General features: G+C 38.3%; 20 protein-coding genes and 3 pseudogenes. 9 read left to right on the top strand and 14 right to left on the bottom strand.

Annotated features, from left to right (window positions below; translation table 11 throughout):
• Positions 1-114: 114 nt before the first annotated feature.
• The gene (locus tag VB713_RS04850) at positions 115-903 is read right to left on the bottom strand and encodes a tetratricopeptide repeat protein (protein ID WP_323310449.1); all 789 of its coding nucleotides are present in this window, start codon (positions 901-903) and stop codon (positions 115-117) included.
• A gap of 185 nt (positions 904-1,088) precedes the next feature.
• Here VB713_RS04850 and VB713_RS04845 point away from each other — a divergent pair.
• The 4 genes and pseudogenes from VB713_RS04845 to VB713_RS04830 form a co-directional block, all read left to right on the top strand.
• Positions 1,089-1,178, top strand: a pseudogene (locus tag VB713_RS04845) (hypothetical protein); the annotation flags it as partial.
• On the top strand, positions 1,178-1,756 hold the full coding sequence (gene rdgB, locus VB713_RS04840; RefSeq protein ID WP_323310448.1) for an RdgB/HAM1 family non-canonical purine NTP pyrophosphatase: 579 nt from the start codon (positions 1,178-1,180) through the stop codon (positions 1,754-1,756). The pseudogene VB713_RS04845 and the gene rdgB, both read left to right, overlap by 1 nt.
• 159 nt (positions 1,757-1,915) lie before the next feature.
• Positions 1,916-2,134: a DUF433 domain-containing protein gene (locus VB713_RS04835; RefSeq protein WP_127055616.1), complete on the top strand. Its 219-nt coding sequence runs from the start codon at positions 1,916-1,918 to the stop codon at positions 2,132-2,134.
• A 1-nt stretch (position 2,135) separates the two neighbouring features.
• Positions 2,136-2,459, top strand: a complete 324-nt coding sequence (locus tag VB713_RS04830; RefSeq protein ID WP_323310447.1) for a DUF5615 family PIN-like protein — start codon at positions 2,136-2,138, stop codon at positions 2,457-2,459.
• Between the two features lie 89 nt (positions 2,460-2,548).
• On the opposite strand, the pseudogene VB713_RS04825 reads toward VB713_RS04830, so the two are convergent.
• Positions 2,549-2,737 (bottom strand): annotated as a pseudogene (locus VB713_RS04825) (type II toxin-antitoxin system RelE/ParE family toxin); the annotation flags it as partial.
• Positions 2,738-2,966: 229 nt separating this feature from the next.
• Positions 2,967-3,245 carry a hypothetical protein gene (locus VB713_RS04820; RefSeq protein WP_323310446.1) on the bottom strand — a complete coding sequence of 93 codons (279 nt, stop codon included), beginning with the start codon at positions 3,243-3,245 and terminating at the stop codon, positions 2,967-2,969.
• A 116-nt stretch (positions 3,246-3,361) separates the two neighbouring features.
• Between VB713_RS04820 and VB713_RS04815 the strand changes: the two genes are divergently transcribed.
• Positions 3,362-3,538, top strand: a complete 177-nt coding sequence (locus VB713_RS04815; protein WP_323310445.1) for a hypothetical protein — start codon at positions 3,362-3,364, stop codon at positions 3,536-3,538.
• On the top strand, positions 3,528-3,860 hold the full coding sequence (locus VB713_RS04810) for a type II toxin-antitoxin system PemK/MazF family toxin (protein WP_323310444.1): 333 nt from the start codon (positions 3,528-3,530) through the stop codon (positions 3,858-3,860). The genes VB713_RS04815 and VB713_RS04810 overlap by 11 nt, the downstream gene beginning before the upstream one ends.
• Before the next feature lie 55 nt (positions 3,861-3,915).
• On the opposite strand, the gene VB713_RS04805 is transcribed toward VB713_RS04810, so the two are convergent.
• From VB713_RS04805 to VB713_RS04775, 7 genes and pseudogenes are all read right to left on the bottom strand, one after another.
• On the bottom strand, positions 3,916-4,365 hold the full coding sequence (locus tag VB713_RS04805; protein ID WP_323310443.1) for an HNH endonuclease signature motif containing protein: 450 nt from the start codon (positions 4,363-4,365) through the stop codon (positions 3,916-3,918).
• Between the two features lie 7 nt (positions 4,366-4,372).
• On the bottom strand, positions 4,373-4,813 hold the full coding sequence (locus VB713_RS04800; protein ID WP_323310442.1) for a hypothetical protein: 441 nt from the start codon (positions 4,811-4,813) through the stop codon (positions 4,373-4,375).
• An 8-nt stretch (positions 4,814-4,821) separates the two neighbouring features.
• Complete coding sequence (locus VB713_RS04795) at positions 4,822-5,667, bottom strand: hypothetical protein (protein WP_323310441.1); 846 nt, start codon at positions 5,665-5,667, stop codon at positions 4,822-4,824.
• Positions 5,668-5,886: 219 nt separating this feature from the next.
• Positions 5,887-6,225, bottom strand: a complete 339-nt coding sequence (locus VB713_RS04790) for a XisI protein (protein ID WP_323310440.1) — start codon at positions 6,223-6,225, stop codon at positions 5,887-5,889.
• A gap of 32 nt (positions 6,226-6,257) precedes the next feature.
• Positions 6,258-6,497, bottom strand: a pseudogene (locus VB713_RS04785) (type II toxin-antitoxin system RelE/ParE family toxin); the annotation flags it as partial.
• A 53-nt stretch (positions 6,498-6,550) separates the two neighbouring features.
• The gene (locus VB713_RS04780; RefSeq protein ID WP_323310439.1) at positions 6,551-6,781 is read right to left on the bottom strand and encodes an addiction module protein; all 231 of its coding nucleotides are present in this window, start codon (positions 6,779-6,781) and stop codon (positions 6,551-6,553) included.
• Positions 6,782-6,880: 99 nt separating this feature from the next.
• Complete coding sequence (locus VB713_RS04775; protein ID WP_323310438.1) at positions 6,881-7,141, bottom strand: hypothetical protein; 261 nt, start codon at positions 7,139-7,141, stop codon at positions 6,881-6,883.
• A 116-nt stretch (positions 7,142-7,257) separates the two neighbouring features.
• Here VB713_RS04775 and bioU point away from each other — a divergent pair, with 116 nt between their 5' ends.
• A complete protein-coding gene (gene bioU, locus VB713_RS04770; protein WP_323310437.1) occupies positions 7,258-8,253 on the top strand; it encodes a (S)-8-amino-7-oxononanoate synthase BioU in 996 nt (331 codons plus the stop codon).
• A gap of 40 nt (positions 8,254-8,293) precedes the next feature.
• Here bioU and VB713_RS04765 read toward each other — a convergent pair whose 3' ends face one another.
• The 4 genes from VB713_RS04765 to VB713_RS04750 form a co-directional block, all read right to left on the bottom strand.
• On the bottom strand, positions 8,294-8,854 hold the full coding sequence (locus VB713_RS04765; RefSeq protein WP_323310436.1) for a hypothetical protein: 561 nt from the start codon (positions 8,852-8,854) through the stop codon (positions 8,294-8,296).
• A 72-nt stretch (positions 8,855-8,926) separates the two neighbouring features.
• Positions 8,927-10,150, bottom strand: coding sequence for a type II secretion system F family protein (locus VB713_RS04760; protein ID WP_323310465.1), 1,224 nt, complete (start codon positions 10,148-10,150; stop codon positions 8,927-8,929).
• 101 nt (positions 10,151-10,251) lie between these two features.
• Entirely contained in the window at positions 10,252-11,376 is a 1,125-nt protein-coding gene (locus VB713_RS04755) for a type IV pilus twitching motility protein PilT (RefSeq protein WP_323310435.1), read from the bottom strand.
• 67 nt (positions 11,377-11,443) lie between these two features.
• Positions 11,444-13,456, bottom strand: a complete 2,013-nt coding sequence (locus tag VB713_RS04750; RefSeq protein ID WP_323310434.1) for a GspE/PulE family protein — start codon at positions 13,454-13,456, stop codon at positions 11,444-11,446.
• A gap of 664 nt (positions 13,457-14,120) precedes the next feature.
• Here VB713_RS04750 and grpE point away from each other — a divergent pair.
• Both grpE and dnaK read left to right on the top strand, forming a co-directional pair.
• Positions 14,121-14,867 (top strand): nucleotide exchange factor GrpE, encoded by a 747-nt coding sequence (gene grpE, locus VB713_RS04745; protein WP_323310433.1) that lies wholly within the window; start codon positions 14,121-14,123, stop codon positions 14,865-14,867.
• A 284-nt stretch (positions 14,868-15,151) separates the two neighbouring features.
• Entirely contained in the window at positions 15,152-17,143 is a 1,992-nt protein-coding gene (gene dnaK, locus VB713_RS04740; RefSeq protein ID WP_323310432.1) for a molecular chaperone DnaK, read from the top strand.
• Positions 17,144-17,315: the final 172 nt, after the last annotated feature.

Raw genomic sequence — 17,315 nt, 5'->3', positions numbered from 1 at the left:
GTTATCTACCTCTTTCCTAGCAAATGACGTAAGGGTTTAGCATTGCGCTTTACCCCTACAAATTTAGAAACAATAGAGATGATTCATCAAACATCTCTACATTAAAGATTGATATTAACGCAACTGTGATAACAAGATTTTTATCTTGGGAGTGGATAGCAATTTTTGAGTGTCAGCAATTATTTTCTCACCCCAGAGATATTCTTCTAGAATGTTGATATCGGCAAGATTTTTGTCTAACTTTAATGCAGTTTTAGCTAACTGATAAGCCTGTTGCTTTTCTCCTTTAGCATACAAAATTACAGCTAAAGCTAACATAGGTTCGGCAGCTTGATTGTTAACTTTCACAGCTTTTTGCCATTGTTTCATTGCTGCATCTATATCGCCCTGTTCATATTTTATTAAGCCTATATTGTGAATAGCGAAGAAACCGTTGACATCTTTAGGAACTGCTTGATTGTAATTTGATATTGCGACTGTATAGTTCCCTTTTTGATGATAAATCATACCGCGATTGTAGTAAGGTTGAGGTAAATTAGGATTAATAGTAATGGCCTTGTTATAATCAGCTAGAGCTAATTCCCATTTTTTCTGGACATAGTAAACAATTCCGCGATCGTTGTAACTTAGAGCATAACGAGGATTAAGAACAATAGCCTTGTTATAATCAGCCAGGGCTAGTTCCCATTTTTTCTGGACATAGTAAACACCTCCGCGACTATAGTAAGCTAGAGCATCATGAGGATTAATAGCAATAGCCTTGTTGTAGTCAGCCAGAGCTAATTCCCATTTTTTCTGATTAAAGTAAAAAACCCCGCGATTGTAGTAGTAGGATGGAATTAAACAAATTGCTAATATAAATGCAAATAATGAAGACAAAATGATCAGGACTTTGTGGTTCATGATATTCGTTGATTAGTAAAGATTAAATGTGTGACAATGCCGTTGAGACTTTCAAAATTTTTTTGAGTTTTATTCATCAATCCAACTTATAGATTATGATTTTATGGTCAGACTATTGTTGTCTATATGTTATATTTACCAGTTTCCTCCGGTTTGTGAAAATTTGGCAACCATGATCTGATTAAAATTGGTTAATGATTAGATTTAGTGGCACTGAATCAGTTTTACGCCTTTATTGTGAAGCCGCAACCCTAGAAGAATCACAACTGAACTAATGACTAAATTACTCGTAGTAGCAACAGGAAACCCCGGTAAATTGCGGGAAATGCAAGCTTATTTAGCTGATTCTGGTTGGGAATTAACCCTCAAACCAGGTGATTTAGACGTGGAAGAAACAGGGGAAACTTTTGCTGAAAATGCTTGTCTCAAAGCCTCTGAGGTGGCTATAGCTACCGGAAATTGGGCGATCGCAGATGATTCTGGTTTAATGGTAGATGTCCTCAATGGTTCACCTGGAGTATATTCTGCCCGTTATGGCAACACAGATACAGAACGTATTTCTAGGTTATTAAGAGAATTAGGCGATACAGAAAACCGTCAAGCCCAGTTTGTCTGTGCAGTAGCAGTTGCAAATCCCCAGGGGGAAATAATTTTGCAATCTGAAGGCATTTGTCGCGGTGAAATTCTCGATACAAATCGTGGTGAAGGTGGTTTTGGTTATGATCCCATTTTTTATGTCCCAGAAAAGCAATTAACTTTTGCCGAAATGTCACCGGAATTGAAAAAATCAATTAGTCATCGTGGTAATGCTTTGAAAATTTTAGTTCCTCAGTTATTGAAGTTGTTAAGGTGATGGTTTTAGGGGTTACTCGTTTTCCCTTGAGGATGATTTTAACGAACCACGTTCGCATAGCGTCTCGAAAGATAATGCGTTAGCGAAGCGCACCGAAGGTATCGTACCTACTTCCATTTATTGTTAAAGTAGGAATATAACTTGAAAATATCAAACATAATGTCCAATCATTCTTCAGTTATAAGTGTGTCTCCTGAAATCATGAGTGGTACTCCTGTTTTTACGGGAACAAGAGTTCCTATACAAACACTTTTAGATTATTTGACAGCAGGAGATTCAATAGATGATTTTTTAGATGGTTTTCCCACGGTTACTAGAGAGCAAGTAATTACATTTCTAGAGGAAGCAGGAAAACAAATGATTAGTAAAGTAGCTTAGGATGAAACTGGTTTTAGATGAATGTATTGACCGCAAGTTAGCTAAAGAATTTATAGGTTATGAAATCAAAACAGTTCCCCAAATGGGATGGGCGGGAACTAAAAATGGTAAACTACTGGCTTTAGTAGAAAAAGAATTTGATGTTTTTATTACGGTTGACAGGAATTTATCTTTTCAGCAAAATTTGTCTCAGTTCAATATTGCTGTAGTTGTTCTACAAGCATCTTCTAATAGATTAATTGATCTGAAACCTTTAGTTCCAAAGATTTTGGATATTTTATCTACAGTAGTGAAAGGTCAAGCTGTAGTTGTTAGTTGTGAATGATAAGGGATCGCACTCACTCTACATCAGAAATGCAATTCTCCCTAATTTTAGGTTGCATCAGATTCATCTGGTGCTTCACCAATTGTCTGCTATGCTGCGTGACGGATATGAAGAATACGAACTGTAGAAACTTCCTTTTCTTCTATAATTGTGAAAATTATCCTGTATGCGTTGCGTCCTTTCCCATAAATTATTTGACGCATTTCTTGACTAAAATAATCATTTTCTCTAGCTAAAGAATATCGCTTTGGCATTTGTGATAAAGACTCAATTAGTCTTAATAACTCTGCATACCACTAACTGGCTTTTTCAGGAGAAGTTATTTGAGACAACTGTAAAAATGCTTTGTCTGCTTCTGCTTCTGCTGTGCTAGAGATTTCAATACGGTATTTCATAAATCAGTCGGCAGGTTATACTTATACTAAAAACGGGTTAAAAGTGTCATTCTGAACGAAGTGTTCGCGTAGCGTGCCGTAGGCTCTAGAATCTCCGAGATACTTCCCTGCACTACGTTACGGTCAGTATGACATAAGTCCAAGTTTGACCCGTTTGCAGTATACAACGCTGCTCGTTAACAAAATCATCAAAGGAACGAAAACGACCTGCTTCAAAGTCTTCTAATCCTTGCTGAATACCCTTAATAGCTGCTTCTGAGTCTTGTGATTCCCAGTCTAGGATATTCTCTAGCAATTCAGCCGCAACAAAACTAATATCTTGTCCTTGCTGTGCTGCTTTCTCTCGCAGTCTAGCTTCTAATTCTGGACTAAGGGAAACAACTATCGCCATAACCGTATATTTTGGGAAAGGTTTCTAGATATTATTGTATATCAAATTATTAATTAGAAATATACTTTGGTTGAAAATTAGTTTAATATTGATAGTTAGAAGTATACAGAATTATTATGGATGCTTTAATTGAAGAACTAAATACAAAATTAAATTACTGGCAACCTGCTATAGCAGAACAAGTTCGCCATTGTATTCTAGAAATCATAGAAATGGCAGATCAGGATGTTTTAGATATTCTCAGAACCCGTACAGTAGAGCAGGAAGTTTTGGATTTGTTAGATGAACCCTAAACTTGGTGAAATTTGGCTTGCTGATTTGGGTATAGCAGCAAAAACACGCCCAATTGTGATTGTATCCCGTAATGACCCAGACCCACCACGAGCCTTGGTGATTTATGTACCACTAACTACCCAAAATCGGGGAAGTTTTTATGAGGTTGCACTACCTCGACTACAATTTCTTGAACGGGATTCTACAGCAAATCTTCAAGGTATTGGATCTATTCCAACGGTAAGACTAGAGAGAAAATTGGGCAAGTTGCCAGAGGAAGTTATGGTAGAAATTCAGCAAGCGATTAAATTCGCGCTTGATTTACAAGATGATGCTGAATAATCGCTCCCAACTCTACATCAATAATGCGATCGCTTCGCTATTTACTTAAATTAGTTTATTCCTTTAAAGACTGAAGCAAACTTTTAGGACGTACAGATTTTATAAAAAGATAATTTTCTGGATATTTTGTAAGAATATAAAGTTCATATTCATACCAGTGCATTTCTCCTTTTTCCAAATTACAATTTCGACAAATGACCCATAAATTTTGAAAATCTAATGATAACCAAGGATATTGTGATCTTGGTAACTTATGATCAATACTTCTCCCATTATCCTCTCTGTATTTATCATCGCAAATTGGACAATAATAATCGGAATTATCTCTTACCCATATTTTACTTTCTTCAGTTGTTCCACATTCTGAATCACCATTAATATATCTCCAATGATCAAATTTTCTGTAATTCTCAAAATCTTGTTCAGTCAGTTTATGATATCTTTTTTTACCAATCTTATCTGCAATTTTAAATAATTCTCTAATGTCTTTATTTTCTAAGTTCATATTCTTTCTATAGTTTTGTCGTTCTATATGTTTTTTGATTGCGCTTTTTTGTAGATTTAGATTTAGTATTTTGACTAAAATCAATAATTTCCATTTCTGTCTGTGGGAACTGTCTATCTATCTCTTCTGCAATTTCATTCACTTCTTTTGCTAGTTTTTGCTGAAAATCTTGTATTTCATCCTCCGTCAGATATTTATTACCAATATGATCCGCTTCTAAAAATAATTCTTCTATGGTTAAATCTTCTACCTGATACTTCACTAAAAAATCTTGAACGCTGTTATATAGATTAATAACATTATCCCAACCAAGATTTTTATAACCATTTTCTTTTAACCATTTTTGATCTTCTGGAGATAATTTAATTCTATTTTGTGAGTTATGTTTTTGAAGTTCACGATAAGTCATTCCTTGAAAAATTTTCTTACTATTTTTCTTATTAATCATAAAAATTATTAACCTTGTATAGATTGTAATAACTTGATTAAACCTTTCCGAATCTCACTATCTTGTAATTTCAATAAACTATTCATATTCATTGTTAATTGAAGTCTGATTTGATCTACTATATTTTTCAAATATCTATTATCTTTTTGTAGCTGACTATTAGCTTCAGATAACTGTTGATTATTAGAGCTTAATTTTTCTACCTGAGTTTTGAGGTTTTTATTCTCTTTAGTAATGCGTTTAATATCTTCCTCTATCTTTCTGCTTTCTTGTTCTAATTCTTGCTTCCGTAAAGATGATTCTGATTTTAAGATTTCTATGTTTTCAATAGATTCTTGTAACTCTCTGTATTCTTTTTGCAACAAGAATAATTCATTTTCTGATAATTTTAGTTCTTCATTTTCTTTTTCTAATTGCAAATTCACATTAGTTAAATTTTGGTTACTCTGATTTAATAACTCTAATTGAGTTTTGAGATTTTTATTTTCTGTTGTAACTTGTTGAATATCCTCTTCTATTTTTCTTGTTTCCTGTTCTAATTCTTGCTTCCGTAAAGATGATTCTGATTTTAAGATTTCTATATTTTTAATAGATTCTTGCAGTTCTAAATATTCAGCTTGTAAAGATGAAAGTTTCTTTTCAGCTTGACCTCGTATTCTTCCTAAAGAAGCATTATTTTTACCAAGACTAGAATTTTTTTCTGCAAAAGATTCAACTAATTTGACTGTGATAGGTTCATTAGAAAGAATAGTTAGTAATCTTTCACACTCTTCTTTATCTAATACATCACTAATATTTTTATTAATGCCATATTTTTCTTTGAGAATTGTTTGTACTTGACTCTTAGATACCATAAATTCCCTCAAAAACTAATCAATTAAAATGCTTATTTTTCAAATGTAGATAATTTACCAATTTGGTATATTTGTTCTATTAAGTTAATTTTTTCAAATATGAGTTAGCACTTTAAATAACATTATAACTAAAAATATGTTGCTTTTGAAAACAGTCGCAACTGTATTAATACTGATTTAACAGTGTGAAATTTAAAATTATTGTAAAGTCAAACTTACTTAAAAAACAGCAAATCCCGTATATTTCCGAACTTCAGGTGCTTTAAACCCTAAAATAATATGTCCTTTTGGTATTCCCGCAGCAACCAAATCATTAGCAATTCCCTCCTCAGTACCATCATGTTGAATCCAAACTTTACCATCAATTAAATCAAGATGTAATAAACTTCCATAAATCCGATAACCATTTTCCCAACCTGTTTCTACTAATAAGTAATGATCATTTTTTTCATCTAACACTATTTCCACTTTCACCTGTTCATCATTACCAAAAAAATCAGCATATTCTTCGAGCATTTTTTTAATGATTTGACGATATTGAATAGTTAAAGAATCCATATAAAAATAAGAGATTTTATCTATCTTAAAAACTACTTTCGGTTACTCCAATAAAATGGTTTACGCTTATGATGTGCTACTGCTAAAATCCGAATTTCTTCCCCTTCCACAACACGATATAAAAGAGAATAGGGAAACTTTGGTAAAATTAACCGCCGAATAGAACCGCGAATTTTTGCCCCAATTTCTGGGTAATACATCAAACAATTTACAGCCTGTTCTACCGCTTCTAAATATTCCAAACCAAGACCTGTTTTTTGATCCTCATAGTAAGTTGCAGCCTCAGTTAATTATTTTTCTGCTAGTGGATGAAATATAACAATCTTCATTGTAAAGATGCACGCAATTTATTAAACACTTCTTGGGACGAAACACCAGCAACTTTACCATTACTCATATCCTCATCCCGTAATTCAGCTTCTTGTATCCATTCCTCAGCAATTTGTTGATCAATTTTTCCAACTTGTCCTAAATGTTCAATCAGACGAGCTACTAATAATGCTAGAGAATCATTTGGTAAAGCCAAGACTTGAGCTTCTAATTGTTCAATAGTCATAAATTATCCCATCTCCCCATAGTAAACTAATTATCAGCTTAACAATTCCTGTGGACGCACAATCAGAATACTTGTCGTCAGTATCAAGAATATATCTCGTCATTCTTCGTAAATACTATCTCGATTAAAAGCTTCATCAGGTAGACTTAGACCAGTTTCAGGAATTTGAGAAACCCATTCACGAAACTCCCTAGCCCTTGTTTCTGGTTCAGCATCGGATTTAGGACTAACTGACAAACTATACTGACGATTTAGGGAAGCAGTAACTAATTCTGCTACTGAAACTCCTACTGCTGTAGCTTGTTGCTGCAAAGCTATATAAACGTCATCGTTCAGTTCCACCGTTAATACTTTGCTCACGATTTTTAAGCAACCTTAAATAACGTTCAAGTAATTATAGCTTTTTCTACTTGAGAACCCGGAAAAATAAAGCATAATTAACCTTTATAACCATTAACCAACACAGAAAAATCACTATGAACACACAACCTATCCGCGTCGGAGTTTTGGGATTTGGTGGACTCGGACAAGCAGCCGCAAAACTCCTTTCCAGCAAACGGGAAATGATCTTAGTTGCAGCCGCAGACCAAAAAGGCTATGCTTACTCCACCGAAGGCTTAAATACCGAAGCTTGCATTACCACTTACCAAACACAAGGTACAGTCGGTTACTTAGAACCAGTTGGCACATTAAGCAACAACAGCATTCAAGACTTAATTCAAGCCACAGGTGACGCTGTAGATGGTTATTTCCTGGCTTTACCCAACCTCCCCAACGACTTTATTCCTTCCGTCACCAAACAATTCATCCAAGCCGGTTGGAAGGGTGTCCTAGTTGATGCTATTAAACGCACCAGTGCAGTAGAACAACTACTAGGAATGAAAGACGAACTGCAAGCCGCCGGAATTACCTACATGACAGGTTGTGGTGCTACCCCAGGACTTTTAACCGCCGCCGCTGCTTTAGCCGCCCAAAGTTACGCCGAAATTCACAATGTGGAAATTACCTTTGGTGTGGGAATTGCTAACTGGGAAGCTTACCGCGCGACTGTCCGTGAAGATATTGGACATATGCCTGGCTATAGTGTAGAAACTGCTAGGGCTATGACTGATTTAGAAGTAGAAGCTTTACTAGATAAAACTAACGGCGTGCTGACTTTGGAAAATATGGAACACGCTGATGATGTGATGTTAGAAATTGCCGGAATTTGTTCACGGGACAGAGTGACAGTTGGTGGTGTAGTCGATACTCGCAACCCCAAAAAGCCCCTCAGTACTAATGTGAAAGTTACAGGACGCACGTTTGAGGGTAAAATATCTACCCACACCTTTTCATTAGGTGATGAAACCAGCATGGCTGCTAATGTATGCGGTCCAGCCTTTGGTTATCTCAAAGCTGGTCAAGAATTACATCAACGGGGTATTTCTGGCTTATTTACCGCTGCGGAAATCATGCCGAAGTTTGTCAAATAGGTAATTGGTAATTGGTAAAAACTCTTACCTGTCACCTAATTTAAGCTGGTGGAATTTCTGAAGAATAGGACTCTATAGCCTCTTCCTCAACTAAAACTGGTGGTGCTTGAATTACAAAGGGCAGTTCAGCACCCACCAAACCTCTTTGAATGCGTTCTGATGTCTCATTGAAAATCACAAACAGAGGATAAATAGTATTAGCTCCATCACTTAAGATATGACTGTGACGGGGGTGCATTAACCATTCATAGTCCTTGTCTAACCAAACTTGAGATTGTCGCCAACGTCTCAATAAGTCGGAAAAATCCTCGTGAGGACGATGAATAAAGAGCAATATTTCCGCACCGGTTTTGATTTTCCATTCTGGGTCACACATCAAAATAGCGATATCACAGGGTAAACATAAAGTCTGTGAGGTTTTAGTCTCGATATCACGGAGACGGACTATGGGTAAAGGGATAGTGATGACACTTTCAGAAGGACGACGCAGACTCGGAATCATCTCCAAATAAGGACGGTGTTGTTTGAGGAGTGCGATCGCAGCTACATGATTACTATACTCCGCTAAACTACCTTCATAAAAAGATTTTTGTACAGACATAATTTTTTAGTTATTTTCAGTTATCAATTATTCAGTTATCAGTTTGTTTCCTGTTCACTGATAACTGACTTTTTAGCCCAGGGTTTCAAATACCTTAAACATAGGCAGATACATTGCTAACAAAATTGTACCAACCATACCCCCAAGAACCACAATCATCATAGGCTCCAAAATACTGGTTAGTGCTTTAACTGCTTGTTCTACTTCATCTTCATAGAAATCGGCAACTTTCATCAACATAGCATCTAACTCCCCAGTTTCTTCCCCGATACTCATCATCTGAATTGCCATAGCGGGAAAAACTGTATCTTTTTGCAAGGCAGTACTAATCATACCTCCTTGTTGAACATCTAAACGAGCTGCATCTATGGCATTAGCAATCACTTGATTTCCTGATGTATCTCGCACAATTTCCAAGCAAGTTAGAATTGGTACTCCTGAACGAGTTAGAGAACCAAAAGTCCGACTAAAACGAGCTACTGAAGATTTTTGAATCAAGTCACCAAACAAAGGTACTTTTAAAGAAAGACGGTCAATATTTTCCTTGCCAACACGGGTTTTGTAGTACTGTTTATAGACAAAAGATAATGCCATAAAAGCACCAATAATCGCTAAAGACCACCAACTTCTGAGTATTTTGCTACAGGTCATCAAAAATTGTGTTAAAGGAGGTAATTCTACTCCTATATCTTCAAAAATGTTGGCAAAAATGGGAATCAGAAAAACAGTCATACCCACAAAAATAGCGGTAGCTAAAAAACCTACTACTACAGGATAAGATAGTGCTGATTTAATTTGGTTTTGTAATCGAGCTACATCTTCTAATAATTTGGCTAGGCGATTTAATACTTCATCAAGTACACCACCTATTTCTCCTGCTTGAACCATACTGACATACAAGCCATCAAAACAGTCAGGATGTTTACGCATGGAATCTGAAAGATTAACTCCAGTTTGAACATCGGCGCAAATCTCAATCAGAGCTTGTTTAAGTTTAGGATTACTACACTGTTCAGAAAGTACTCCCAGTCCTCTGACAATCGCTACACCTGCATTTACCAAAGCAGCGAATTGACGGGAAAACACAGCTTTATCTTTTACAGAAACCTTCACTAAAGAATTCTGGAATTTTTTGAAATCAAAGATTGAAGCCAAGCTTTGAGATTCTTTTAATTCTTGGACAACAAAACCTTTATTCCTGAGATCAGTCCGAGCATCTGTTAAGGAATCAGCAACAAATTTCTCTGTGCGGGATTTTCCTTCGGAGTCGCGAATACGGGCAAGATAAGTTGGCATAAATTTGGTAATTGGTAATTGGTGATTGGTGATTGGTGATTGGTGATTGGTGATTGGTAAACTTTCTTCTGCTTTCTGCTCCCAATCCCCAGTCACCAATTTTAACGAGTTCTAGCCGCTGTACCGGGTTTTGCACCTGCTGCTGGTGGTGCTGTTGTACCAATTAGACGTTGAACTTCGTCAGGTTTAGAAGTTTTAGACATAGCTGCTTCAAAGGAGATAGCTCCAGTTTTGTATAAATCAGCTAAGACTTTTTCTAGAGTTTGCATTCCCAATTTACCGCCAGTTTGAATAGCTGAGTAAATTTGGGCAGTTTTACCTTCACGAATTAGGTTGGAAATAGCAGGAGTAATAATCATAATTTCCTGAGCCATGATTCGACCATATTCGCCTGGCTTGGGATTTTTCTTGGGTACTAAAGTTTGGCTAAACACTGCTACTAAAGAGTTAGACAACTGTACCCTTACTTGGGTTTGTCTTTCGTGAGGGAAAACGTCAATCATCCGGTCAACGGTTTGTGCGGCTGAACTGGTGTGCAGTGTTCCAAATACCAAGTGTCCGGTTTCTGCTGCGGAAATTGCCAAAGAAATTGTTTCCAAATCACGCATTTCTCCTACCAGAATAATATCTGGATCTTCCCGGAGGGCTGCTTTTAAGGCGTTAGCAAAGCTTTTAGTATCTTCACCTAGTTGGCGTTGGTGAACTAAGCTTTTGACTGGTTCGTAAACAAATTCTACAGGGTCTTCTACTGTTAATATATGTTCTGCTCTGGTGCGATTAATGAGGTCAATCATTGCGGCTAGAGTAGTAGTCTTGCCGGAACCTGTCGGCCCGGTGACGAGAATTAATCCTCTAGGCTTTTCAGACATTTCTCGAACGATATCTGGTAGACCTAATTTTTCAAAGTTAGGAATTTTAGAACTTAATGCTCGTAAACAAGCTGCATAAGCTCCACGTTCTTTGTAGACATTCACCCGAAAGCGAGCTAATCCTTTGACACCATAGGAGCAATCCAATTCCCAGGTTTGTTCTAAGGTTTTTCGCTGGGTGTTGTTGAGCATACTAAAAATCAGTCTTTGGCATTCATCTCCGGTTAGTATGTGATCTCCAATGGGAGTTAGATGACCACTGACGCGGAAGTAAGGAGGCAAACCTGCTGATAAGTGCAGATCCGAACCACCCATATCAATTAGCTGCTCCATCAAGTCTTCAATCATCATTTCCATAGTTCTACCTCTATTTAAAATTCAAAATTCACAATCAAATGACTAAGTAAATTCCTGACTCCTGACACTAATCTTGAAAACGAGGTGTCATACAGTAAGGACAATCTAGCCATTCTTGTTGTAATGTGGCATCACAAGCTTTACAGGTTAGACCACTCTTGCGTTTTGCTTTCAATTCAGCTTCCAAACCTGTATCAGTAAATGTCACTCGATCAACTTCTTCTAGAGTAGTGGCACCTTGACGTACTAAATCGAGGCTATAAGCGAGTAAGGTTTTCATACCTTCTTCTACTGCTACTTCCTTGATGCGTTCTGTGGGTGCATCTTCGTTGATGAGAGTTTGCAGGGTTTCGGTAATCCGCATGACTTCATAAACACCAACACGTCCCTTATAACCAACACCATTACATTTTTGGCAAAGCTGATTTTTGGTTTGAGCTTCTGCGATCGCTTCTGGAAGTAGTGAGTTAGCTTTATAGAAGGTTATGCCCACATCTGTAGAAGCTGATAACCCATAACGAGCGAGTTCTTCGGTAGTGGGAGTAAAGGGAATCCGACACTCTGAACAGACGCGACGGACTAGACGTTGTGCTAAAACACCAATTAGGGAACTGGAAACCATGAATGGTTCAATTTCCATTTCTCCCAAACGAGCGATCGCCCCAGGCGCATCATTTGTGTGTAAGGTAGTTAAAACCAAGTGACCTGTCAAAGCCGCCTCAATCGCTGTTTTTGCTGTTTCTTTATCCCGTGTTTTCCCCACCAATAACACATCAGGATCTTGTCGTAAGAAGGCTCTTAAAGCCGTTGAAAAATCCAGCCCTTTTTCCCGAATTACCTGTACTTGCGTAATCCCTGGCAAACTGTACTCAATCGGGTCTTCTACAGTACTAATATTAATCCCCGGATCATTCTTTTCTGCCAATGCTGAATACAACGAAGTCGTTTTCCCAGAACCAGTTGGTCCTGTCACCAAAATCAACCCGAAAGGCCTACTGACCATATCCTGGACAATATGCAAAGTTTCTGGATCGGTAATTAACTTATCCAATCCCAGTTGAGTCGATGAGTTGTCCAAAATCCGTAGTACCACCTTTTCCCCATAGCGACTGGGTAAGGTATTGACGCGGAAGTCTACTTTTCTGCCTTCAAATAATCTGCGGATACGTCCATCTTGGGGTAAACGTCTTTCCGCAATATCTAAGTTAGCAATGATTTTAAATCGGGCTGTCACCGCCAAAATAATTTTTTTGGGCATAGCGGGAAAAGCTTCACGCAGCACCCCATCTTTACGGAACCGAATTCTTAAGTTTTCCTCTTGTGGTTCGATGTGAATATCCGAAACGCCTTCATGCAAAGCTTTGAACAAGATTCTGTTGACAAGTTTGATAATGGGTGCATCTTCAGCATCCTTAATTGATGCGTTTATGTCCGCATCCTTATCCTCAGCGACTTCTTCATCATTCAGATTTTCGATATCTACTAAATCTTGACCAACATCTGTAAACTTTTCTTGTTCGAGTTGCTTTTGTTTAATAGCAAACTCATCTAAGTATTGGTTAATCAGTTGCTGATAATCTTCTTGAGTAATTACCATCCTCTGTAAGGACAAATTTTGGTTACGCAAAATCCGGTTGAGGTCATCAGATGCCTCTAGATTATCCGGATCAACCATTGCCACTAACACATAAGGCGGGGTTTTTTCATCGTGTCTAGACAAAGGTACTAAACGATGACGACGACAGATATCCACTGGGATCAGGGTTTCAATCAATTGACTCACCATCAGGTCGCCAATTTGATTAACTTCAGGATCTAGGAATTCAACGCCGTATAGTATTTTTAGTTCAAATAAATGTTGTTTTTTGTATTCCCTGAGAAATTCAGGTGATAGTTGTTGCCCAGTGATTGACTCTAGTACGTCTGTTAACATTTTGCCAGACTTGCGGCTTTCAATCAGCGCCTGCTTCATCTGTTCACTGTTGATATAGCCAGATTGTACTAGCTTGTTGCCGAAGGGCGAAAACTCTGTTCTTGTAGTTAGAGCGGTGCTACGCCGTTGTGGTGACGAGTAAGTCATAAGCAATCTCGCAGGGAAAACTCTTCTTTAAGTATTCCCACACTGTAGTCAATTATTCTCATTGCGGCTGTATTAAATTTCAGTTTAAAACTTTTCTTCTTAAAAATTTTTATTTTCAGCACGTTTATAGGTACTAGTACGCTTTTTTCTCCGTGCCTAGGACTAAGGCTGCATATTACACTCAGTCTCTCTTCTAGGGTAGGTGAGACCTAATAAATTGGTTAGTATCAAGAGATTTTGGACATCTGACGCACCGGACTAATATACCAGTTGCGTAAGTTCTAGGGCTTTTAGCTTACTATGCTTGTAATTAGTTAAAAAACTGACTTATGATCAGGGGGCAATTAATTGCCGCCCATTTGTCACAATAAGATAATAGTGACATCACTTCTAGGAAAATTCGGTGATTAAATCAGCCGCTGTTGTCAGTCGTAAACAGTAACAGTTGCAAGATGTGTCCCCCAGACTTTAGATTAAAAAGACAAAATCTAAAAGTTATTACAGCGCAACGGCAGTTTCAACTATGGAATAAAACCAAAACCAAAAATCATGAAGTCAAAAACCAAATCTATGTCTAACGCAATAGATTAAATCTGGAATCCACAATCCGCAATCCACAATTGCTTGACGCTCTGCCGTAAAAAGCATCTGGGATGAGTAGACAATGATAGAAGAAAATAAACAAGTAAACAATACAAACCAGCAATTGGGTCAACCAATAGAGGTAAAGCAAGCAATGAAGAGCGACTCCCCAGCCGAAATTAACCATAACGAATCTGGCAGCGACGTGACTGAGCAAATGGCAACCCAAAATAATATACCGGGAGAACCTGCACTCGCCGAAGAAAATAACGTTGCTGCGGCAGACAAAATAGAAGTAGATACGGCAGCTTTAGCAGAATTGACTCAACAACTTGAGTCCATGAAAACGCAACTAGAAGATCGTAGTAATCAATATATGCGGATTGCCGCAGATTTTGAAAATTACCGCAAACGCACCTCCAAAGAAAAAGAAGAGATGGAGATGCAGATGAAGCGAAATACGATTATGGAATTGTTGCCTGTTGTTGACAATTTTGAGCGGGCGCGATCGCACCTCAAACCACAATCGGAAGGTGAGATGACAATTCACAAAAGTTATCAAGGAGTTTATAAACAATTAGTGGATTGCCTCAAACGCTTAGGTGTGTCACCAATGCGACCTGAAGGTCAAGAATTTGATCCTAATCTGCATGAAGCAGTAATGCGGGAACCTACGAATGAACATCCAGAAGGTACAGTATTAGAGGAGTTAGTTCGCGGGTATTATTTGGGAGAACGCATACTGCGTCATGCAATGGTGAAAGTGGCGGCTCCTATGGAAGATACACCTACAGAGCAGGAAGATGAATCGAGTCAAGAAAATAGTTAAACTGTATTCGCTCATCGTGCTGACTGAAAAGTTCTAGATTCTCACAAGAGTTAGAATCACGTTTTTGGAGAAAAGAGGGCTGTTGACTTTTTTAGGTTGAGCAGCCCCCTCCAGCAGTGTTTCTCATCCAAGACTCGGTAGCAGCCATCAACATAGCTCACTGTATTTTTATTTCAGTAGCAGTTAAAATTTACACAGAAATTACCTTGAGCTTCCAGCCCTGAGTAAAAACGATAGTCGGCGAAAAATCACGGTAAAAGCACTCTATCAAGAATACTGTCAGTATGGGAAAAGTTATTGGGATCGACTTAGGCACTACTAATAGTTGCGTTGCTATTGTCGAAGGTGGCCAACCAATAGTAATTGCTAATTCCGAAGGGGGACGCACTACTCCTAGTATTGTCGGATTTGGCAAGAGTGGGGATCTTTTAGTTGGTCAGCTGGCTAAACGACAATCCATCACTAATGCTGAAAATACAATTTATAGTATCAAAAGGTTTATCGGTCGCCGTTGGGATGATACTGGATTAGAACGCGATCGCGTACCCTATAACTGTGTCAAAGGTCGAGACGATACCGTTGACGTGCAGATTCGCGGACGTAATTACACACCCCAAGAAATATCTGCCATGATCCTGCAAAAACTCAAACAGGACGCAGAAAACTTTTTAGGTGAAGAAGTCACTCAAGCAGTGATTACCGTACCAGCATATTTTACAGATGCCCAAAGGCAAGCAACTAAAGATGCTGGCACAATTGCTGGCTTAGAAGTTTTACGGATCATCAACGAACCAACCTCAGCAGCTTTAGCCTTTGGTTTAGACAAGCAAGACCAAGAACAACTAATTTTAGTATTCGACTTGGGAGGTGGAACTTTTGATGTCTCTATCCTGCAACTGGGAGACGGAGTTTTTGAAGTTAAAGCCACTAGTGGTAACAATCAACTAGGTGGAGATGACTTTGACAATTGCCTTGTCCTCTGGATGGTAGAGCAATTTAAAGAACAAGAGAAGATCGACATTGCTAAAGATAAAATGGCGCTGCAACGACTACGGGAAGCAGCGGAAAAGGCCAAAATAGAACTTTCCAGCATGGTGAGTACTTCGGTAAACTTGCCATTTATCACTGCCGATGAAACAGGGCCTAAGCATCTGGAGATGGAACTGAGTCGTTCTAAATTTGAAGAACTCACAGCCCATTTAATTGCAGCCACCATTGAGCCGATGATCCAGGCTCTCAAAGACGCAGACCTCAAACCAGAAGATATCGATCGCATTATCTTAGTAGGTGGCTCTACCCGCATTCCCGCAGTTCTCAATGCTGTGATCAAGTTCTACAATGGCAAGACACCTGATCGCTCTATCAACCCTGATGAAGCTGTAGCACTAGGAGCAGCAGTTCAAGCGGGAGTTCTAGGTGGGGAAGTAGATACCCTGTTACTTTTAGATGTCACTCCCCTATCTTTAGGACTAGAAACCCTTGGGGAAGTATTCACTAAAATTATTGAACGTAATACCACCATTCCCACCAGTAAATCCCAAGTCTTTTCTACAGCAGTTGATGGCCAAAATTCCGTAGAAATACACGTTCTTCAAGGAGAACGAGCTATGGCACGAGATAACAAAACTCTTGGTAAGTTTCTCTTAGCCGGTATCCCCCCTGCTCCTCGTGGTGTACCACAAATTGAGGTAGCTTTTGACATTGATGTCAACGGCATTCTCAAAGTTGCTGCTCAAGACAAGGGTACAGGCAGGGAACAAAGTATTCGCATTACCAATACAGGTGGTTTAAGTCAAACCGAAGTTGAAAGAATGCGGCAGCAAGCGGAATTATTTGCCGAAGAAGACAAAAAACGCAAAGAACTGATCGAACTAAAAAACCAAGCAGATAACCTGTTGGCAAGTTACACATCTACGTTAAAGGAGAATAGTGACTTAATTGGTGAAAAAGTTAAAGCTTCGGCACAGGAGAAATTTACCAAACTCCAAGCGGCCATGAGTGACCCTGCTATCTCCGCCGTTGCCTTTAGTCCCATATTAGAGGAATTTAAACAAACTCTGTTTGCGATCGGTGCAGATGTTTATAAACGAGCTAGTAGCTCAACAGATACCATACCGGAATCACAGGAACAGGAACAAGAACAAGAACAAGAGCATACTGATATTTCCGTAACTTTAGTAGAAGAAAACGCTATGACTGAGACGGCAATACCACAATTCAATTTTGATTTTGATGAGGATAATACGGCTTCCGCTGATTATGAAGCGATAGACTAGTTAATGGAAGAGGTAAGGATAAGAGTTTTTCCTATTACCAATTACCAGTTCCCGGAATTTTTAATATCTAGGCAACATGGTTTTATCTCTCCAAGGTTTGCTAAATTGTAGAAGCGAATTGTAGGTGAATAAAATTCCTCATATTACAGATGCGACTAAAAGTATATGGTGG

Source organism: Anabaena cylindrica UHCC 0172, from assembly GCF_034931625.1.
GTDB lineage: Bacteria > Cyanobacteriota > Cyanobacteriia > Cyanobacteriales > Nostocaceae > Anabaena > Anabaena cylindrica_A.
This window is presented reverse-complemented; position numbering and strand designations above follow the sequence as displayed.

What these genes read in the sequence shown, in the direction of transcription:
- VB713_RS04750 (WP_323310434.1), bottom strand. Translation starts at nt 13,456, where the DNA reads ATGACTTACTCGTCACCACAACGGCGTAGCACCGCTCTAACTACAAGA.
- grpE (WP_323310433.1), top strand. Translation starts at nt 14,121, where the DNA reads ATGATAGAAGAAAATAAACAAGTAAACAATACAAACCAGCAATTGGGT.
- bioU (WP_323310437.1), top strand. Translation starts at nt 7,258, where the DNA reads ATGAACACACAACCTATCCGCGTCGGAGTTTTGGGATTTGGTGGACTC.
- VB713_RS04755 (WP_323310435.1), bottom strand. Translation starts at nt 11,376, where the DNA reads ATGGAAATGATGATTGAAGACTTGATGGAGCAGCTAATTGATATGGGT.
- VB713_RS04795 (WP_323310441.1), bottom strand. Translation starts at nt 5,667, where the DNA reads ATGGTATCTAAGAGTCAAGTACAAACAATTCTCAAAGAAAAATATGGC.
- VB713_RS04800 (WP_323310442.1), bottom strand. Translation starts at nt 4,813, where the DNA reads ATGATTAATAAGAAAAATAGTAAGAAAATTTTTCAAGGAATGACTTAT.
- dnaK (WP_323310432.1), top strand. Translation starts at nt 15,152, where the DNA reads ATGGGAAAAGTTATTGGGATCGACTTAGGCACTACTAATAGTTGCGTT.
- VB713_RS04835 (WP_127055616.1), top strand. Translation starts at nt 1,916, where the DNA reads ATGTCCAATCATTCTTCAGTTATAAGTGTGTCTCCTGAAATCATGAGT.
- VB713_RS04810 (WP_323310444.1), top strand. Translation starts at nt 3,528, where the DNA reads ATGAACCCTAAACTTGGTGAAATTTGGCTTGCTGATTTGGGTATAGCA.
- rdgB (WP_323310448.1), top strand. Translation starts at nt 1,178, where the DNA reads ATGACTAAATTACTCGTAGTAGCAACAGGAAACCCCGGTAAATTGCGG.
- VB713_RS04820 (WP_323310446.1), bottom strand. Translation starts at nt 3,245, where the DNA reads ATGGCGATAGTTGTTTCCCTTAGTCCAGAATTAGAAGCTAGACTGCGA.
- VB713_RS04815 (WP_323310445.1), top strand. Translation starts at nt 3,362, where the DNA reads ATGGATGCTTTAATTGAAGAACTAAATACAAAATTAAATTACTGGCAA.
- VB713_RS04780 (WP_323310439.1), bottom strand. Translation starts at nt 6,781, where the DNA reads ATGACTATTGAACAATTAGAAGCTCAAGTCTTGGCTTTACCAAATGAT.
- VB713_RS04765 (WP_323310436.1), bottom strand. Translation starts at nt 8,854, where the DNA reads ATGTCTGTACAAAAATCTTTTTATGAAGGTAGTTTAGCGGAGTATAGT.
- VB713_RS04805 (WP_323310443.1), bottom strand. Translation starts at nt 4,365, where the DNA reads ATGAACTTAGAAAATAAAGACATTAGAGAATTATTTAAAATTGCAGAT.
- VB713_RS04830 (WP_323310447.1), top strand. Translation starts at nt 2,136, where the DNA reads ATGAAACTGGTTTTAGATGAATGTATTGACCGCAAGTTAGCTAAAGAA.
- VB713_RS04760 (WP_323310465.1), bottom strand. Translation starts at nt 10,150, where the DNA reads ATGCCAACTTATCTTGCCCGTATTCGCGACTCCGAAGGAAAATCCCGC.
- VB713_RS04790 (WP_323310440.1), bottom strand. Translation starts at nt 6,225, where the DNA reads ATGGATTCTTTAACTATTCAATATCGTCAAATCATTAAAAAAATGCTC.
- VB713_RS04850 (WP_323310449.1), bottom strand. Translation starts at nt 903, where the DNA reads ATGAACCACAAAGTCCTGATCATTTTGTCTTCATTATTTGCATTTATA.